Origin of the sequence: Cryomorpha ignava (genome assembly GCF_010686655.1) — a bacterium.
Taxonomy (GTDB): domain Bacteria; phylum Bacteroidota; class Bacteroidia; order Flavobacteriales_D; family Cryomorphaceae; genus Cryomorpha; species Cryomorpha ignava.
Genome location: NZ_JAAGVY010000011.1, coordinates 58,774 through 72,614, shown reverse-complemented (window position 1 = coordinate 72,614; position 13,841 = coordinate 58,774). Strand labels below are relative to the sequence as shown.

General features: G+C 42.0%; 27 protein-coding genes and 1 pseudogene. All 28 read right to left on the bottom strand.

The annotated features are described in order from the left end of the window. Window positions 1-222: 222 nt before the first annotated feature. A pseudogene (gene rplQ / locus G3O08_RS08170) lies at window positions 223-693 on the bottom strand (50S ribosomal protein L17); the annotation flags it as partial. A gap of 44 nt (window positions 694-737) precedes the next feature. Beyond that, window positions 738-1,730 carry a DNA-directed RNA polymerase subunit alpha gene (locus G3O08_RS08165; RefSeq protein ID WP_163284743.1) on the bottom strand — a complete coding sequence of 331 codons (993 nt, stop codon included), beginning with the start codon at window positions 1,728-1,730 and terminating at the stop codon, window positions 738-740. 25 nt (window positions 1,731-1,755) lie between these two features. After that, window positions 1,756-2,364, bottom strand: coding sequence for a 30S ribosomal protein S4 (gene rpsD / locus G3O08_RS08160; protein WP_163284741.1), 609 nt, complete (start codon window positions 2,362-2,364; stop codon window positions 1,756-1,758). 36 nt (window positions 2,365-2,400) lie between these two features. Further along, window positions 2,401-2,787: a 30S ribosomal protein S11 gene (rpsK, locus tag G3O08_RS08155; protein WP_163284739.1), complete on the bottom strand. Its 387-nt coding sequence runs from the start codon at window positions 2,785-2,787 to the stop codon at window positions 2,401-2,403. A 33-nt stretch (window positions 2,788-2,820) separates the two neighbouring features. Next, window positions 2,821-3,198, bottom strand: a complete 378-nt coding sequence (rpsM, locus tag G3O08_RS08150) for a 30S ribosomal protein S13 (protein ID WP_163284737.1) — start codon at window positions 3,196-3,198, stop codon at window positions 2,821-2,823. A 17-nt stretch (window positions 3,199-3,215) separates the two neighbouring features. Further along, a complete protein-coding gene (rpmJ, locus tag G3O08_RS08145) occupies window positions 3,216-3,332 on the bottom strand; it encodes a 50S ribosomal protein L36 (protein ID WP_163284735.1) in 117 nt (38 codons plus the stop codon). Between the two features lie 56 nt (window positions 3,333-3,388). Beyond that, on the bottom strand, window positions 3,389-3,607 hold the full coding sequence (infA, locus tag G3O08_RS08140) for a translation initiation factor IF-1 (protein WP_163284733.1): 219 nt from the start codon (window positions 3,605-3,607) through the stop codon (window positions 3,389-3,391). 18 nt (window positions 3,608-3,625) lie between these two features. Further along, window positions 3,626-4,954: a preprotein translocase subunit SecY gene (secY, locus tag G3O08_RS08135; protein WP_163284731.1), complete on the bottom strand. Its 1,329-nt coding sequence runs from the start codon at window positions 4,952-4,954 to the stop codon at window positions 3,626-3,628. A gap of 22 nt (window positions 4,955-4,976) precedes the next feature. Beyond that, window positions 4,977-5,423 carry a 50S ribosomal protein L15 gene (gene rplO, locus G3O08_RS08130; protein ID WP_163284729.1) on the bottom strand — a complete coding sequence of 149 codons (447 nt, stop codon included), beginning with the start codon at window positions 5,421-5,423 and terminating at the stop codon, window positions 4,977-4,979. A gap of 20 nt (window positions 5,424-5,443) precedes the next feature. Then, a complete protein-coding gene (rpmD, locus tag G3O08_RS08125) occupies window positions 5,444-5,626 on the bottom strand; it encodes a 50S ribosomal protein L30 (protein ID WP_163284727.1) in 183 nt (60 codons plus the stop codon). 21 nt (window positions 5,627-5,647) lie between these two features. Then, entirely contained in the window at window positions 5,648-6,166 is a 519-nt protein-coding gene (gene rpsE, locus G3O08_RS08120; RefSeq protein WP_163284725.1) for a 30S ribosomal protein S5, read from the bottom strand. Between the two features lie 6 nt (window positions 6,167-6,172). After that, window positions 6,173-6,526, bottom strand: coding sequence for a 50S ribosomal protein L18 (gene rplR, locus G3O08_RS08115; protein ID WP_163284723.1), 354 nt, complete (start codon window positions 6,524-6,526; stop codon window positions 6,173-6,175). A gap of 9 nt (window positions 6,527-6,535) precedes the next feature. Next, complete coding sequence (rplF, locus tag G3O08_RS08110; RefSeq protein WP_163284721.1) at window positions 6,536-7,087, bottom strand: 50S ribosomal protein L6; 552 nt, start codon at window positions 7,085-7,087, stop codon at window positions 6,536-6,538. Between the two features lie 20 nt (window positions 7,088-7,107). Next, a complete protein-coding gene (rpsH, locus tag G3O08_RS08105) occupies window positions 7,108-7,506 on the bottom strand; it encodes a 30S ribosomal protein S8 (RefSeq protein WP_163284719.1) in 399 nt (132 codons plus the stop codon). Window positions 7,507-7,529: 23 nt separating this feature from the next. Next, window positions 7,530-7,799, bottom strand: a complete 270-nt coding sequence (gene rpsN, locus G3O08_RS08100) for a 30S ribosomal protein S14 (RefSeq protein ID WP_163284717.1) — start codon at window positions 7,797-7,799, stop codon at window positions 7,530-7,532. A 2-nt stretch (window positions 7,800-7,801) separates the two neighbouring features. Next, a complete protein-coding gene (gene rplE / locus G3O08_RS08095; protein ID WP_163284715.1) occupies window positions 7,802-8,356 on the bottom strand; it encodes a 50S ribosomal protein L5 in 555 nt (184 codons plus the stop codon). A gap of 3 nt (window positions 8,357-8,359) precedes the next feature. Then, window positions 8,360-8,671 (bottom strand): 50S ribosomal protein L24, encoded by a 312-nt coding sequence (gene rplX, locus G3O08_RS08090; RefSeq protein WP_163284713.1) that lies wholly within the window; start codon window positions 8,669-8,671, stop codon window positions 8,360-8,362. Window positions 8,672-8,691: 20 nt separating this feature from the next. Further along, the gene (rplN, locus tag G3O08_RS08085; protein ID WP_163284711.1) at window positions 8,692-9,060 is read right to left on the bottom strand and encodes a 50S ribosomal protein L14; all 369 of its coding nucleotides are present in this window, start codon (window positions 9,058-9,060) and stop codon (window positions 8,692-8,694) included. A 9-nt stretch (window positions 9,061-9,069) separates the two neighbouring features. Further along, window positions 9,070-9,327 carry a 30S ribosomal protein S17 gene (gene rpsQ, locus G3O08_RS08080; protein WP_163284709.1) on the bottom strand — a complete coding sequence of 86 codons (258 nt, stop codon included), beginning with the start codon at window positions 9,325-9,327 and terminating at the stop codon, window positions 9,070-9,072. A gap of 18 nt (window positions 9,328-9,345) precedes the next feature. Beyond that, window positions 9,346-9,543 (bottom strand): 50S ribosomal protein L29, encoded by a 198-nt coding sequence (gene rpmC / locus G3O08_RS08075; RefSeq protein WP_163284707.1) that lies wholly within the window; start codon window positions 9,541-9,543, stop codon window positions 9,346-9,348. Window positions 9,544-9,550: 7 nt separating this feature from the next. After that, entirely contained in the window at window positions 9,551-9,973 is a 423-nt protein-coding gene (gene rplP, locus G3O08_RS08070) for a 50S ribosomal protein L16 (protein ID WP_163284705.1), read from the bottom strand. A gap of 27 nt (window positions 9,974-10,000) precedes the next feature. Beyond that, window positions 10,001-10,732, bottom strand: a complete 732-nt coding sequence (rpsC, locus tag G3O08_RS08065; RefSeq protein WP_163284703.1) for a 30S ribosomal protein S3 — start codon at window positions 10,730-10,732, stop codon at window positions 10,001-10,003. 2 nt (window positions 10,733-10,734) lie between these two features. Further along, window positions 10,735-11,130: a 50S ribosomal protein L22 gene (gene rplV, locus G3O08_RS08060; protein ID WP_163284701.1), complete on the bottom strand. Its 396-nt coding sequence runs from the start codon at window positions 11,128-11,130 to the stop codon at window positions 10,735-10,737. A 31-nt stretch (window positions 11,131-11,161) separates the two neighbouring features. After that, a complete protein-coding gene (gene rpsS / locus G3O08_RS08055; protein ID WP_163284699.1) occupies window positions 11,162-11,440 on the bottom strand; it encodes a 30S ribosomal protein S19 in 279 nt (92 codons plus the stop codon). 7 nt (window positions 11,441-11,447) lie between these two features. Beyond that, window positions 11,448-12,272 carry a 50S ribosomal protein L2 gene (gene rplB / locus G3O08_RS08050; protein ID WP_163284697.1) on the bottom strand — a complete coding sequence of 275 codons (825 nt, stop codon included), beginning with the start codon at window positions 12,270-12,272 and terminating at the stop codon, window positions 11,448-11,450. A gap of 11 nt (window positions 12,273-12,283) precedes the next feature. Continuing rightward, window positions 12,284-12,577, bottom strand: coding sequence for a 50S ribosomal protein L23 (gene rplW / locus G3O08_RS08045; RefSeq protein ID WP_163284695.1), 294 nt, complete (start codon window positions 12,575-12,577; stop codon window positions 12,284-12,286). Continuing rightward, window positions 12,574-13,209, bottom strand: a complete 636-nt coding sequence (gene rplD / locus G3O08_RS08040; RefSeq protein WP_163284693.1) for a 50S ribosomal protein L4 — start codon at window positions 13,207-13,209, stop codon at window positions 12,574-12,576. The genes rplW and rplD overlap by 4 nt, the downstream gene beginning before the upstream one ends. Then, window positions 13,210-13,830: a 50S ribosomal protein L3 gene (gene rplC / locus G3O08_RS08035; RefSeq protein ID WP_163284691.1), complete on the bottom strand. Its 621-nt coding sequence runs from the start codon at window positions 13,828-13,830 to the stop codon at window positions 13,210-13,212. Window positions 13,831-13,841 lie beyond the last annotated feature (11 nt).

Here is a 13,841-nt window from a genome sequence, read left to right as displayed (position 1 = left end):
ATGAGACGAGTTTTAAACAAGATATTATCCTTTTGAATCGGTATCAGGAGTTTTGCCCTCTGATTTTGGATCCTTAGCTGGAATTTTCTCTTTTGCTTCAATCGCTTTTTCTTCAGAAGCGAGTTCCTGCGCACGAACTTCTTTTTCTTTGGCTTCACGGGCTGCTTCTTCCGCAGCAAGTTCCTGTTTAGGCTCTTGCTTAGAATTATCAACCGTGGCATCTTTCTTATCTTCTTTAGCTGGTGCAGCTTTTGCTTCAACAGTATCAGTAGATTTTTTCTTTCCACCTCTGCGGCTTCTGCGTGTAGTAGATTGAGATTCTCCAAGCATTATTTCGTTGAAGTCAACCAATTCTATCATACACATTTCGGCAGCATCACCCTGACGTGTGCCAAGCTTGATGATTCGTGTATAACCACCTTCACGTGTAGCAACTTTTGGTGCTACTGCGCGAAATAGTTCGGTTACATGATCCTTACTTTTCAAGGTGCTAAATACTAGCCTTCTTGAATGTGTAGAATCTGTTTTCGATTTCGTGATTAATGGCTCTACAAATTTGCGTAGCGTTTTTGCTTTTGCAACTGTAGTAGTAATGCGCTTATGTTCTATTAGCGAGCATGCCATGTTAGAAAGCATAGCGCTTCTGTGGCTTGCTGTGCGGCTTAATGCGTTATTGCGATTCCCGTGTCTCATTGTATTTCAAATTGAACATCCTCCCGAAGGAGCGACGGTTCGGTTTACTCTTTATCAAGTTTATATTTAGCTACATTCATTCCGAATGTAAGCCCTTTAGCTTCAATTAAATCTTCAAGCTCAGTAAGCGATTTCTTACCAAAGTTTCTAAACTTCAATAAGTCATTTTTATTAAATGATACCAGATCGCCAAGCGTTTCGATATCGGCAGCTTTCAAGCAGTTTAGTGCACGTACTGAAAGATCCATATCCACAAGCTTCGTTTTCAAAAGCTGACGCATGTGTAGCGAAGTTTCATCAAATTCTTCAGTCTCCGATTTCTCTTCATTGTCAAGCGTAATGCGCTCATCTGAGAACAACATGAAATGGTGAATCAAAATCTTAGCAGCTTCCTGCAATGAGTCTTTTGGTGAAATAGAACCATCTGTAGTTACATCAACGATTAGTTTTTCATAATCTGTTTTTTGCTCTACACGGTAGTTTTCAATCGTATAATTCACTTTGCGGATTGGCGTAAAGATAGAGTCGATAAAAATGGTACCAATTGGTGCATTATTTACCTTATTCTCTTCACTTGGGCGGTATCCGCGTCCTTTACCAACATTGATTTCAATTTGAAGTTTCACCTTTTTATCCATGCGACAAATCACAAGATCAGGGTTCAACACTTGAAATGCAGAAGTAAATTTACCGATATCACCAGCTGTAAAAGCATCGGATCCACCGATATTAATAGTTACTTTTTCGCTGTCTGTGCTATCGATTTGTCTTTTGAAACGCACTTGTTTCAAGTTCAAAACAATTTCGGTAACATCTTCTACCACTCCGTCTATCGCAGAGAATTCATGATCTACACCTTCTATTTTCACAGAGGTGATTGCAAATCCTTCAAGAGATGAAAGAAGGATTCTTCGCAGGGCGTTTCCGACAGTGATGCCATAGCCCGGCTCAAGCGGTCTGAATTCAAATTTTCCCTGATTATTATCAGAGTCGATCATTACGACCTTATCCGGTTTCTGAAAGTCTAATATGGCCATTATAGGTTTTCCTTAAAAGGTTTTATTATTTAGAGTAAAGTTCAACGATAAGCTGCTCCTTGATATTCTCAGGGATTTGATCGCGTGTAGGATGCTGGATGTAAGTACCCGTCATGCTGCTGCGGTTAAACTCATACCAATCGTGTTTATTAGTTGCTCCTGAAGTAAGTGAATTTGTAATCACTTCCATCGATTTTGAGCGCTCACGAACACCAACTTTATCGCCGGGTTTCAGTGAGTAGCTAGGAATATTTACCATCTCACCATTTACGGTGATGTGGCGGTGACCCACCAACTGACGAGCTCCGCTGCGTGTTGGTGAAATTCCCATACGGTAAACTACATTATCAAGACGGGCTTCACAAAATTGTAGCAAAAGCTCGCCTGTAATACCCATTTTTCGTTGTGCTTTGTCAAACAAGTTAGCAAACTGACGCTCAAGGATACCGTAAGTGTATTTTGCTTTTTGCTTTTCGAGCAACTGAATAGAGTATTCTGACTGCTTAGATCTGCGTTTGTTAGGGCCGTGAAATCCTGGAGGATAATTTTTACGCTCTAGGGCTTTATCCGGACCAAATATTGGTTCGCGAAATCTTCGTGCTACTTTTGATTTTGGGCCTGTATATCGTGCCATAATTAATTTCTATTTTGTCTTTATCAGACGGTATTATTATACTCTTCTTCTCTTTGGTGGACGACAACCATTGTGTGGTATCGGTGTAACATCTACAATTTCGGTAACTTCAATTCCCGAGTTATGGATAGATCGGATAGCCGATTCGCGACCCGAACCCGGGCCTTTTACGTACACCTTTACTTTGCGCAATCCGGCCTCGTGAGCCACTTTCGCACAATCTTCGGCAGCCACCTGAGCTGCATAAGGGGTATTCTTTTTAGATCCGCGGAACCCTTGTTTACCAGCTGTTGACCAGCTTATAACTTGTCCACTTGCGTTCGTTAATGAGATGATTATATTGTTAAATGAAGCTTGAATATGCGCTTCTCCAACTGCATCTACTTTAACTACTCGCTTCTTTTTAGCATTCGATTTGGCCATACTTGATAATTTTAAAATCTAATCGATTATCGATTATTTAGTAGCCTTTTTCTTGTTGGCCACAGTTTTACGTTTACCTTTTCTTGTGCGTGAGTTGTTTTTCGTACGCTGCCCTCTAAGTGGAAGACCTGAACGATGACGAACACCACGGTAGCAACCTATATCCATAAGTCGCTTAATATTGGTTTGGATCTCTGAGCGAAGCGCACCCTCTACTTTGAACTCTTCTTGTAGTGCCTGACGAATTTTAGACAATTCATCATCGTTCCAATCCTGAACTTTCGTATCTTCACTTACCTCGGCTTTTGCCAAAATTTCTGAAGATCTGGAGCGGCCTATTCCAAAAATATAGGTAAGACCTATAACACCGCGCTTATTTTTTGGTAAATCAATACCAGCTATCCTAGCCATAAATTATTATCTTTTACTTATCCTTGACGTTGCTTAAACTTCGGATTCTTTTTGTTTATAACGTACAAACGTCCTTTGCGTCGTACGATTTTGCATTCTGCCGAACGCTTTTTTATACTTGCTCTTGTTTTCATAATCAATTTAGTTTCAGATGCAAAACGGAACCGTATTATCAGCCCCTCGCTTTACACTATTTATATCTGAATGTAATTCTTCCTTTTGATAAATCGTATGGCGACATTTCTACCTTCACTTTATCTCCCGGCAATATCTTGATGTAGTGCATCCGCATCTTTCCGGAGATGTGAGCTACGATCACATGACCGTTTTCCAGCTCTACCTTAAACATTGCATTACTCAATGCTTCTACAATAGTACCATCTTGCTCAATAGAGGCTTGTTTTGCCATAAAAGTTAATCCTTGTGTTTAACCGGCCATACCAAAGGTTGATGCTCTTCCGGCAAGCTTGCCTGTTTTCATCAATCCATCGTAATGGCGCATTAATAAATAACTCTCAATTTGCTGAAGGGTATCGAGTATAACCCCTACCATAATCAAAAGCGACGTTCCGCCAAAGAATATGGAAAAAGCTTGTTTTACACCTGCCTGCATTGCAAACACCGGTAAAATAGCTATAAAGCCCAGGAATATCGCTCCCGGAAGCGTGATGCGTGAAAGCACCGTATCTAAAAAGTCGGCAGTAGATCGGCCAGGCTTAACACCCGGTATAAATCCACCGTTTCGCTTTAGATCGTCGGCCATCTGGTTTGGATTTACAGTAATGGCTGTATAGAAATACGTGAAAGCCACTACCATCACAAAAAAGATAGCGTTGTACCAAAAGCCCGCAAAGTTAGCTAATTCTACGAAGAATCCACTGCTCGATTCAGAATATTGTGCAATATAAAGCGGAACGAACATAATAGCCTGGGCAAAGATGATTGGCATTACCCCTGCACTGTTCACTTTAAGTGGAATATACTGACGTGCACCTTCGCTGTACTGACGGTTTCCAACTTGTCTTTTTGGAAACTGTATAGGTACCCTGCGAACAGCCTGAACGAGTGCCACCGTAGCAGCAATAACAACAAGCAGCGCAATAAGTTCAATAAGCAACATTACCAATCCGTTTCCTTCTGAACCTAAAGATGCAATTACTTCCTGGAAGAATGCTCCCGGAAGACCGGCAATAATACCGATCATGATAAGAAGGGAAATACCATTTCCAACTCCACGATCTGTAATACGCTCACCGAGCCACATTACAAATAAAGTACCCGATGTAAGAATTACAATAACGGTAACCCACCAAAATGGCGTGTCGTATAGACGTGCACTTTCGGGAACCGAAGCTGCGATATAACCCGGAGCTTGAAAACCGGTAATTACGATTGTTAAAAATCGGGTGTATTGATTTATTTTCTTTTGACCGCTGGCACCTTCTTTTTGCATCTTTTGGATAGTAGGCACTGCTATACCCATAAGCTGCATAATAATAGATGCCGAAATGTACGGCATAATACCCAAACTGAATATGGAGGCTCTGTTAAAGGCACCACCGGTAAACAGGTTTAGCAGTCCGGCAAGACCACCACCACCTTCATTTGCCGCGGCAAGCGCCTGAGCATCAATTCCCGGAAGTACAATATACGATCCTATTCTAAATACCAATAGCAAAGCAAGGGTAGTAAGAATACGCGATCGGAGTTCTTCAATACTCCAGATATTTTTAAGGGTCTGAATAAAATTTTTCATGCCTGATTGCGATCTTTAAAAGTTACAGTTGAGTGGTTTCTCCGCCTTTCTCTTCAATAGCTGCTTTTGCAGTAGCTGAAAAAGCATGGGCTGTAACCTTTACTTTAGATTTCAATTCACCTCTACCAAGAACTTTTACAAGTTCGCCTTTGGTACACAAACCGTTTGCACAGAATACTTCCGGATTAAAGGTGTCAATATTTTTTTCTGAAGCGAGAAGCTCTAATGCATCCAAATTGATGGCTTTATACTCTACGCGATTCGGATTGGTGAAACCAAACTTTGGTACGCGACGCTGAAGTGGCATCTGCCCACCTTCAAATCCGCGTTTCTTACTGTATCCACTTCGCGATTTAGCACCTTTGTGTCCGCGTCCGGCAGTATCACCAAAACCAGAACCTTCTCCACGTCCCAGTCGTTTTTTATTTTTTGTTGAGCCTTTTGCCGGCTTTAGCTTACTAAGATCCATTTCTAAATTCTTTAGCTTTATTACTTATCTTCTACTTTAACAAGATGCTTTACCTTATTAATCATACCCAATACCTGCGGTGAAGCAGTTTTGTGAATAGGTACATTTAGTTTTTTGCATCCAAGGGCAATCAGGGTAGCCTTTTGATCTTTAGGCTTGTTGATTGCGCTACGTACTTGAGTTACTATTATTTCCTTTGCCATGATAGGTTTCGTATTGAAAAATTATCCGTTAAATACACGGCTCATTTTAATTCCACGTTGTTGTGCTACCGTACGGGCATCGCGCAGTTGAGACAAAGCATCAAAAGTTGCTTTTACTACGTTGTGTGGGTTTGATGATCCCTGCGACTTGGCAAGTACATCGTGAATACCTACACTCTCCAATACTGCACGCATACTACCTCCGGCTATTACTCCGGTACCGTTTGATGCTGGTTTCAGAAAAACCTTAGCCCCGGAAAACTTTCCGTATTGGCTATGTGGTACTGTACCATTTATGATAGGCACTTTCATTAAATTTTTCTTGGCATCGTCGATACCTTTTGCAATTGCCGTAGTAACCTCTTTTGCTTTACCAAGACCATGGCCTACTACTCCATTTTCATCACCTACTATTACAATAGCCGAAAAACTGAATGTTCTACCACCTTTGGTTACTTTGGTAACACGATTAATCGCTACAAGCTTATCTTTAAGCTCAATCTCGCTCGACTTAACGCGTTTTATATTTGCTTTTGCCATTTTTTCTTAAAATTTTAGTCCGCCTTCGCGAGCTGAATCTGCCAATGATTTTACTCTTCCGTGATACAAATACCCGTTACGGTCAAAGATCACTTCGGTAATACCCGCTGCGAGTGCTTTTTCTGCCAGGGTTTTACCCACTTCTTTTGCCTGCTCTATTTTATTTCCCTTGTGTGCAGCATCTTCTTTCAAAGAACCACAAGACAATAGGGTATTGCCGGCATTGTCGTCGATAATTTGCGCATAAATCTCTTTATTACTTCTGTAAACAGATAGTCGTGGGCGCTCAGCAGTTCCAAAGATATTCTTGCGAATGCTTTGTTTAATTTTATTTCTGCGTTGTAATTTGCTCTTAGCCATGATGTAATATTATTTACCTGCTGCTTTACCAGCTTTTCTTCTTACTTGCTCTCCAACAAAGCGAATACCTTTTCCTTTGTAAGGCTCAGGCTTACGCATAGATCTCAATTTGGCAGCTACCTGACCGATAAGTTGCTTATCGTGAGATTCTAAAGTAATAATCGGATTCTGACCTTTGGCCGTTTCTGAATTTACTTTAATTTCCGTTGGTACCTGCAGCACAATCGGGTGCGAAAATCCAAGAGACAACTCAATTTGCTGTCCGGTAACTTTGGCACGGTAACCTACACCTACAAGCTCTTGCTTGATGGTATAACCTTCGTTTACACCTATTACCATATTGCTGATCAGTGAACGGTAAAGACCGTGCAATGATTTGGTTTGCTTATCCTCATTGGCGCGAACCAGATTAATCTCTCCATCTTCTTCCTTTACGGTGATCAATGGATTTATTTCCTGTGTCAACTCCCCTTTGGGACCCTTTACGGTTACCACATTGTCCTTTACTCCGAAGGTTACTCCGGAAGGTATGGCAACTGGGGCTTTTCCTATTCGTGACATTCTTTTATTCTTTTATCTTTTTAATATACGTAGCAAAGAACTTCTCCACCTACGTTTTGTACACGTGCTTCTTTATCTGTCATTACACCTTGCGAGGTAGAAATGATAGATACACCGAGGCCGTTCAATACACGTGGAAGTTCCTTTCCTCCTGCATATTGACGTAATCCAGGGCGCGAAGCGCGTTCTAATTTCTTAATTGCCGGTATTTTTGTTACCGGATGATATTTAAGGGCTATTTTAATAGAACCTTGAATCTCATTTTCCTCAAACTTATAGTTAAGGATATATCCTTTGTCCATCAAAATCTTTGTGATTTCTTTCTTGATGTTTGACGAAGGTATTTCTACCACACGTTTGCGCGCCATGATGGCGTTGCGCACGCGGGTTAAATAATCTGATATTGGATCGGAGTACATAATTGCTCTTCTTTACTTGTAAATTACCAACTCGCTTTTTTAACACCCGGAATCAATCCTTCAAGTGCCATTTTGCGAAACTTAACACGCGAAATACCAAACTGACGCATATATCCACGCGGACGTCCGGTAAGTTGACAGCGATTGTGAAGGCGTACCTTCGATGAGTTTTTAGGAAGCTTTTGTAATGCGTCCCAATCTCCTGCTGCTTTAAGTTCTGCTCTTTTGTCCGCGTAGTGATCTACCATTCTTTGGCGTTTACGTTCGCGAGCTTTCATGGATTCTTTTGCCATCCTTATCCTAATTTTTTGGTAAATGGAAATCCAAACTCTGATAAGAGTGCCTTTGCTTCTTCGTCATTATCTGCCGAAGTAACGAAGGTGATGTCCATCCCGTTAATTTTATTTACTTTTTCGATATTGATTTCCGGGAAGATAATTTGCTCTTTCACACCCATCGTAAAGTTTCCGCGACCGTCAAATCCGGTAGCTTTCACCCCGCGGAAATCGCGGGTACGTGGCAATGAAACAGAAATTAACCTGTCTAGAAATTCGTACATTTTGTCTCCACGAAGAGTAACGCGGGCGCCAATTGGCATGCCTTTACGCAACTTAAAGTTAGAGATATCTTTTTTGGAATAAGTCGCAACCGCTCGTTGACCGGCAATTATTGACATTTCGCCAACTGCTGTGTCAACCAATTTTTTATCGGCTACTGCGTCACCCAAACCTTGATTTAAACAAATCTTTTGGATTTTGGGTACTTCCATCGGCGATTTGTATCCAAACTCCTTTTGAAGGGCTGGTACTACTTCGTCGAAATATTGTGTTTTTGCTCTCGGTGTATACATGACTTAAACCTGTTCTCCGGATTTTTTTAAATAGCGTACTGATTTACCGTCAGATTCTTTATATCCTATGCGGCTACCCTTTCCTGATTTAGGATCAACCACTAGCAGATTGGAGATGTGAATACCAGCCTCTTGCTTTGAAATACCACCTTGTGGATTCGCAGCACTTGGCTTCGTGTGTTTTGTAACAATATTCAAACCTTCTACAATCGCTCGGTATTTATCGCGATTTACAGAAATAACTCTCCCTTGTTGCCCTTTGGCAACGCCGGCAGTTACTACTACGTTATCGTCTTTTTTGATGTGAATTTTCATCTTTTCCGAACTTTGAAAATTTATAGTACCTCTGGGGCTAGTGAAACAATCTTCATAAATTGCTTATCGCGCAATTCTCTTGCCACAGGGCCGAATATACGCGTTCCGCGCATTTCTCCTGTTGTATTTAGCAATACCACAGCGTTGTCGTCAAATCGGATGTATGAACCATCCGCACGACGCACTTCTTTTCTGGTGCGAACTACAACGGCTTTTGAAACCATTCCTTTCTTCACGTTTCCAGATGGCATCGCGCCTTTTACCGACACAACGATCTTGTCGCCTATCGAAGCGTAACGGCGTTTTGTACCTCCAAGCACGCGAATACAAAGTACTTCTTTGGCTCCACTATTGTCGGCAACTTTCAGCCTGCTTTCTTGCTGTATCATCTTATAATATTATTTAGCTCTTTCAATAATTTCAACCAATCGCCAGTTTTTGCGCTTGCTCATTGGTCGCGTTTCCATTATGCGAACGGTATCGCCTATATTGCAATCGTTCTTTTCGTCGTGCGCTACGAATTTTGACGTGTTTTTCATAAACTTACCGTAAAGCTCATGTTTCATCCGGCGTTCTACTACTACTGTAATAGACTTCTCCATCTTGTTGCTTGCAACAACTCCGACACGTTGTTTTCTTAAATTTCTTTCAGACATGGTATAAATCTAGATCTGTTATTTTTCTGACAATTCGCGCTTGCGCATTTCCGTTTTCAAACGGGCAATTTCCCTACGCTTCATTTTAATCTGAACCGGATTCTCAAGAGCACTCACCTCGTGGTTCATGCGCATCTTGCTATAACTTTCCGACTCAATTTCAATTTTCTCTTTGACCTCAGCTGTAGTAAGATCTGCTATTTCTTTTGCTTTCATAATGTAATTATGATTCTACGTAATCTCTACGAACTACAAATTTGGTTTTCACAGGTAGTTTTTGTGCTGCAAGGCGCATTGCCTCCTGAGCTATTGCTACAGGAACTCCATCGCACTCAAACAACATACGACCCGGGCGTACTGTAGCTACCCAGTGACTTGGGGCTCCTTTACCTTTACCCATACGTACCTCTGCAGGCTTCGCTGTAATTGGTTTGTCTGGAAAAATGCGTATCCATACTTTCCCTTCACGCTTCATATAACGCGTAACCGCAATACGGGCCGCTTCTATTTGTCGTGATGTTATAAAGGATTCATCCATCGACTTAATTCCGAATGATCCAAAAGAAATGGCTGTACCGCGGGTAGCATTACCCTTCATGCGGCCTTTCTGCATTTTTCTGAATTTCGTTCTTTTAGGCTGTAACATCGCTCTATTATTATACTAATTCCTTAATTATCTTCTTCTACCGCTTCCGCCTCCGCGTGGTTTTCTTGCTCCCTGAGATTTAGGGGCTCCACTCTGAGTCTTGCCGGTTTCAATATTTGGCGATAAATCGCGCTTGCCATATACCTCTCCCAAACAAATCCAAACTTTTACACCCATCCGACCCATTTTAGTATGTGCCTCGGTAAGTGCGTAGTCTATATCTGCACGAAAAGTGTGCAATGGAATACGACCTTCTTTGTATCCTTCAGTACGTGCCATCTCAGCCCCGTTTAAACGGCCCGATACCTGTACCTTAATTCCTTCAGCTCCCATTCGCATGGTCGAAGCAATAGACATTTTTATCGCTCTACGAAAAGAAATACGACCTTCTATCTGACGTGCAATACTGTCGGCCACTAATTTGGCGTCAAGCTCCGGACGTTTGATTTCAAATATATTGATCTGAACTTCTTTATTCGTCAATTTCTTTAACTCTTCCTTCAGCTTGTCAACCTCTGTACCTCCGCGACCGATAATTACTCCCGGACGTGCAGTTTTAATGGTAACGGTTACCAGCTTTAGTGTGCGCTCAATGATTATTCTCGATACGCTTGCTTTCGCCAAACGAACATTTAAGTATTGACGAATTTTATCGTCTTCTACTAATTTGTCAGCGTATTTGTCTCCACCGAACCAGTTTGAATCCCAGCCACGGATAAAGCCTAATCTATTTCCTATTGGATTGGTCTTTTGTCCCATAATTATTTCGCGCTATCTAATATGATGGTTACGTGATTTGATCTTTTGCGAATGCGGTGTGCACGCCCTTGTGGAGCCGGACGTAGTCGCTTCAGCATTCTGGCGCTGTCAACGAATATTTCCTTCACGATCAAACCTTCTTCATCGGCATTTTTATCCTCGTTTTTGGCTTGCCAGTTTGCTAATGCACTCAGTACAAGCTTTTCTAATCTCTTCGCAGCATCTTGAGGCATGTGTTTAAGCATGTTAAGCGACTTTAGTACTTCTTCGCCACGTATTACATCTGCTACCAGACGCATTTTGCGTGGTGAAGTAGGCACATTGTTCAACTTCGCTATCGCGATAAGTTTGCGCTCTTCTTTTCTTTTGTCTGCTGCTATTTTCTTTCTCGAACCCATAGGTTATTTATTTTCGAGCCTTTTCGGGCATTTAGCGTCGTTTATCTTTCTTGTTACCGGCGTGTCCGCGGAAGGTCCGCGTAGGTGAAAACTCACCTAGTTTATGTCCTACCATATTCTCGGTAACATAAACCGGTATAAATTTATTTCCGTTGTGTACCGCTATTGTCATTCCAACAAAATCTGGAGTGATCGTGCTTGCGCGTGACCATGTCTTGATTACTGTTTTCTTGCCGCTAGCCTGTGCATCATCTACTTTAGCATTAAGCTTGTAGTGTACGAAAGGTGGTTTTTTGAGTGATCTGCTCATTTCTCAATTATTTCTTTCTGCGTTCAATAATGTGCTTATTAGACGCCTTTTTCTTGTTGCGCGTCTTAAACCCTTTAGCCGGAATTCCGTTTCTGCTGCGTGGGTGACCACCAGAATTCTTTCCTTCACCACCACCCATTGGGTGATCTACCGGATTCATTACAACCCCACGTACTCGTGGACGGCGTCCTAACCAACGGCTTCTACCTGCCTTACCTGAACGCTCTAGCGAATGCTCACCGTTTGAAACGGTTCCAACAGTTGCCATGCACGTTACCAATACCATACGGATCTCGCCAGATGGCATTTTAAGCGTAGCATACTTTCCGTCTCTTGCGTTAAGCTGAGCATAAGCGCCGGCACCACGAGCCAAAACACCACCCTGTGCGGGTCGCATCTCAACGTTGTGTACCACCGTTCCCAAAGGAACTTCACTTAGGTACATCGCGTTTCCTACTTCTACACTCACCCCTTCGCCACTGCGAATCGTCTGGCCTACTTTAATGCCTTCGGGTGCAATGATATAGCGTTTCTCACCATCGGTATATTTTACCAATGCAATACGCGCTGTGCGGTTTGGATCGTATTCTACGGTTTCTACTGTAGCATCTACTCCATGCTTATCGCGCTTGAAGTCTATTATACGGTAGCGTCTTTTATGACCACCTCCAATATAACGCATTGTCATGCGTCCCTGGTTATTTCTACCACCCGATTTGCTGATAGGAGCCAAAAGACTCTTTTCAGGTTTGTCTGTAGTGATTTCTGAGAACGTGCTCAGAATCTTATGTCGTTGTCCTGGTGTCGTTGGACGGAGTTTTCTTACCGGCATTACTGTTCGGTTTAAATATTACTGTAAAGATCAATCGTTTCGCCATCTGCGATGCTTATCATCGCTTTCTTGTAGGCTCCACTCTTACCTGTTATAAGTCCTGTTTTTGTAAAACGGCTTTTCGATTTTCCGGCGTAGCGCATTGTCCACACTTTCTCAACATTTACACCGTATAGCTTTTCTACCGCATCCTTGATTTGAATCTTATTCGCATCATTCTTAACAATAAAACCGTATCGGTTCATGTCTTCGGTAGTAGCCGTCATCTTTTCGGTGATTATTGGCTTAATTACTATCTGGCTCATTTGTTAAATCTGTTTAATGTGCTCTCAATTACCGGTAAAGCGCTTTCAGAAATGATAAGTGATTTATGACGTAAAATATCATATGTACACAAATCGCTAGCCTGCACTACTTTATGCCCCTGGCAATTTCGGGAGGACAAAGATAATATATTATCCTTCTCACTCAACACTAAAAGTGGTTTTTGATCAGCAACTTTTAATGCATTCATGATTGAAAGGTATTTTGAAGTCTTCGCAACATCCATTTTGATGTCTTCAACAACCACGATTTGACCGTCTTTAGCTTTGTAACTAAGAGCCGATTTGCGGGCTAGAATCTTTACCTTTTTATTTAGCTTGAAGCTGTAGTCTCTTGGTCGTGGACCAAAAACTCTACCTCCACCTCTAAACAACGGGTTTTTGATATCGCCGGCACGTGCAGTACCTGTTCCTTTTTGTTTCTTAATCTTTCGGGTACTTCCTTTTACTTCACTTCGCTCTTTCGCTTTGTGTGTACCCTGACGGTTATTGGCTCCATACTGCTTCACATCCAAATAAATGGCGTGATCGTTTGGTTCAATACCGAAGATTTCGTCGTTGAGCTTAACCTTTTTGGTTTCCTTGCCCTCTATATTTAATACTGATAGTTCCATTTAGTTTTTCTCTAAGATTAGAAACGAACCTTTAGGACCGGGTACAGAACCCTTTACAATAAGCAAAGACTGATCGGCAAGTACCTTCACTACCTGGATGTTCTCCAAAGTAACTTGGGTATTTCCCATTTGTCCGCCCATGCGCATTCCTTTAAATACACGTGCTGGATAAGATGCCGCACCGATAGATCCTGGCGCTCTCCCCCTGTTGTGCTGTCCGTGAGTTGCTTGTCCTACTCCTGCAAAGCCATGACGTTTTATAACGCCTTGAAAACCTTTACCCTTTGTTTTGCCAACGACGTCAATGTATTCACCTTCTACAAAGATTTCAACATTCACTTCATCGCCAAGTGTCAAGTCTTCCGCGTAGCCTGTAAACTCGGCTAGTCGTTGCTTGGGGGTAGTCTTAGCTTTCTTGAAATGCCCTTTTAGTGGAGCGGGAGTATTTTTCTCCTTCCTTTCGCCGAAACCCAATTGGATAGCTCTATAGCCATCCTTGGCTTCGGTCTTCACTTGTGTAACTACACAAGGACCAGCCTGTATAATCGTACAAGGGATGTTTTTTCCATCCGCATCGTACGTGCTGGTCATTCCGATTTTTTTACCTATTAAACCTGGCATTTTCTTGTTTT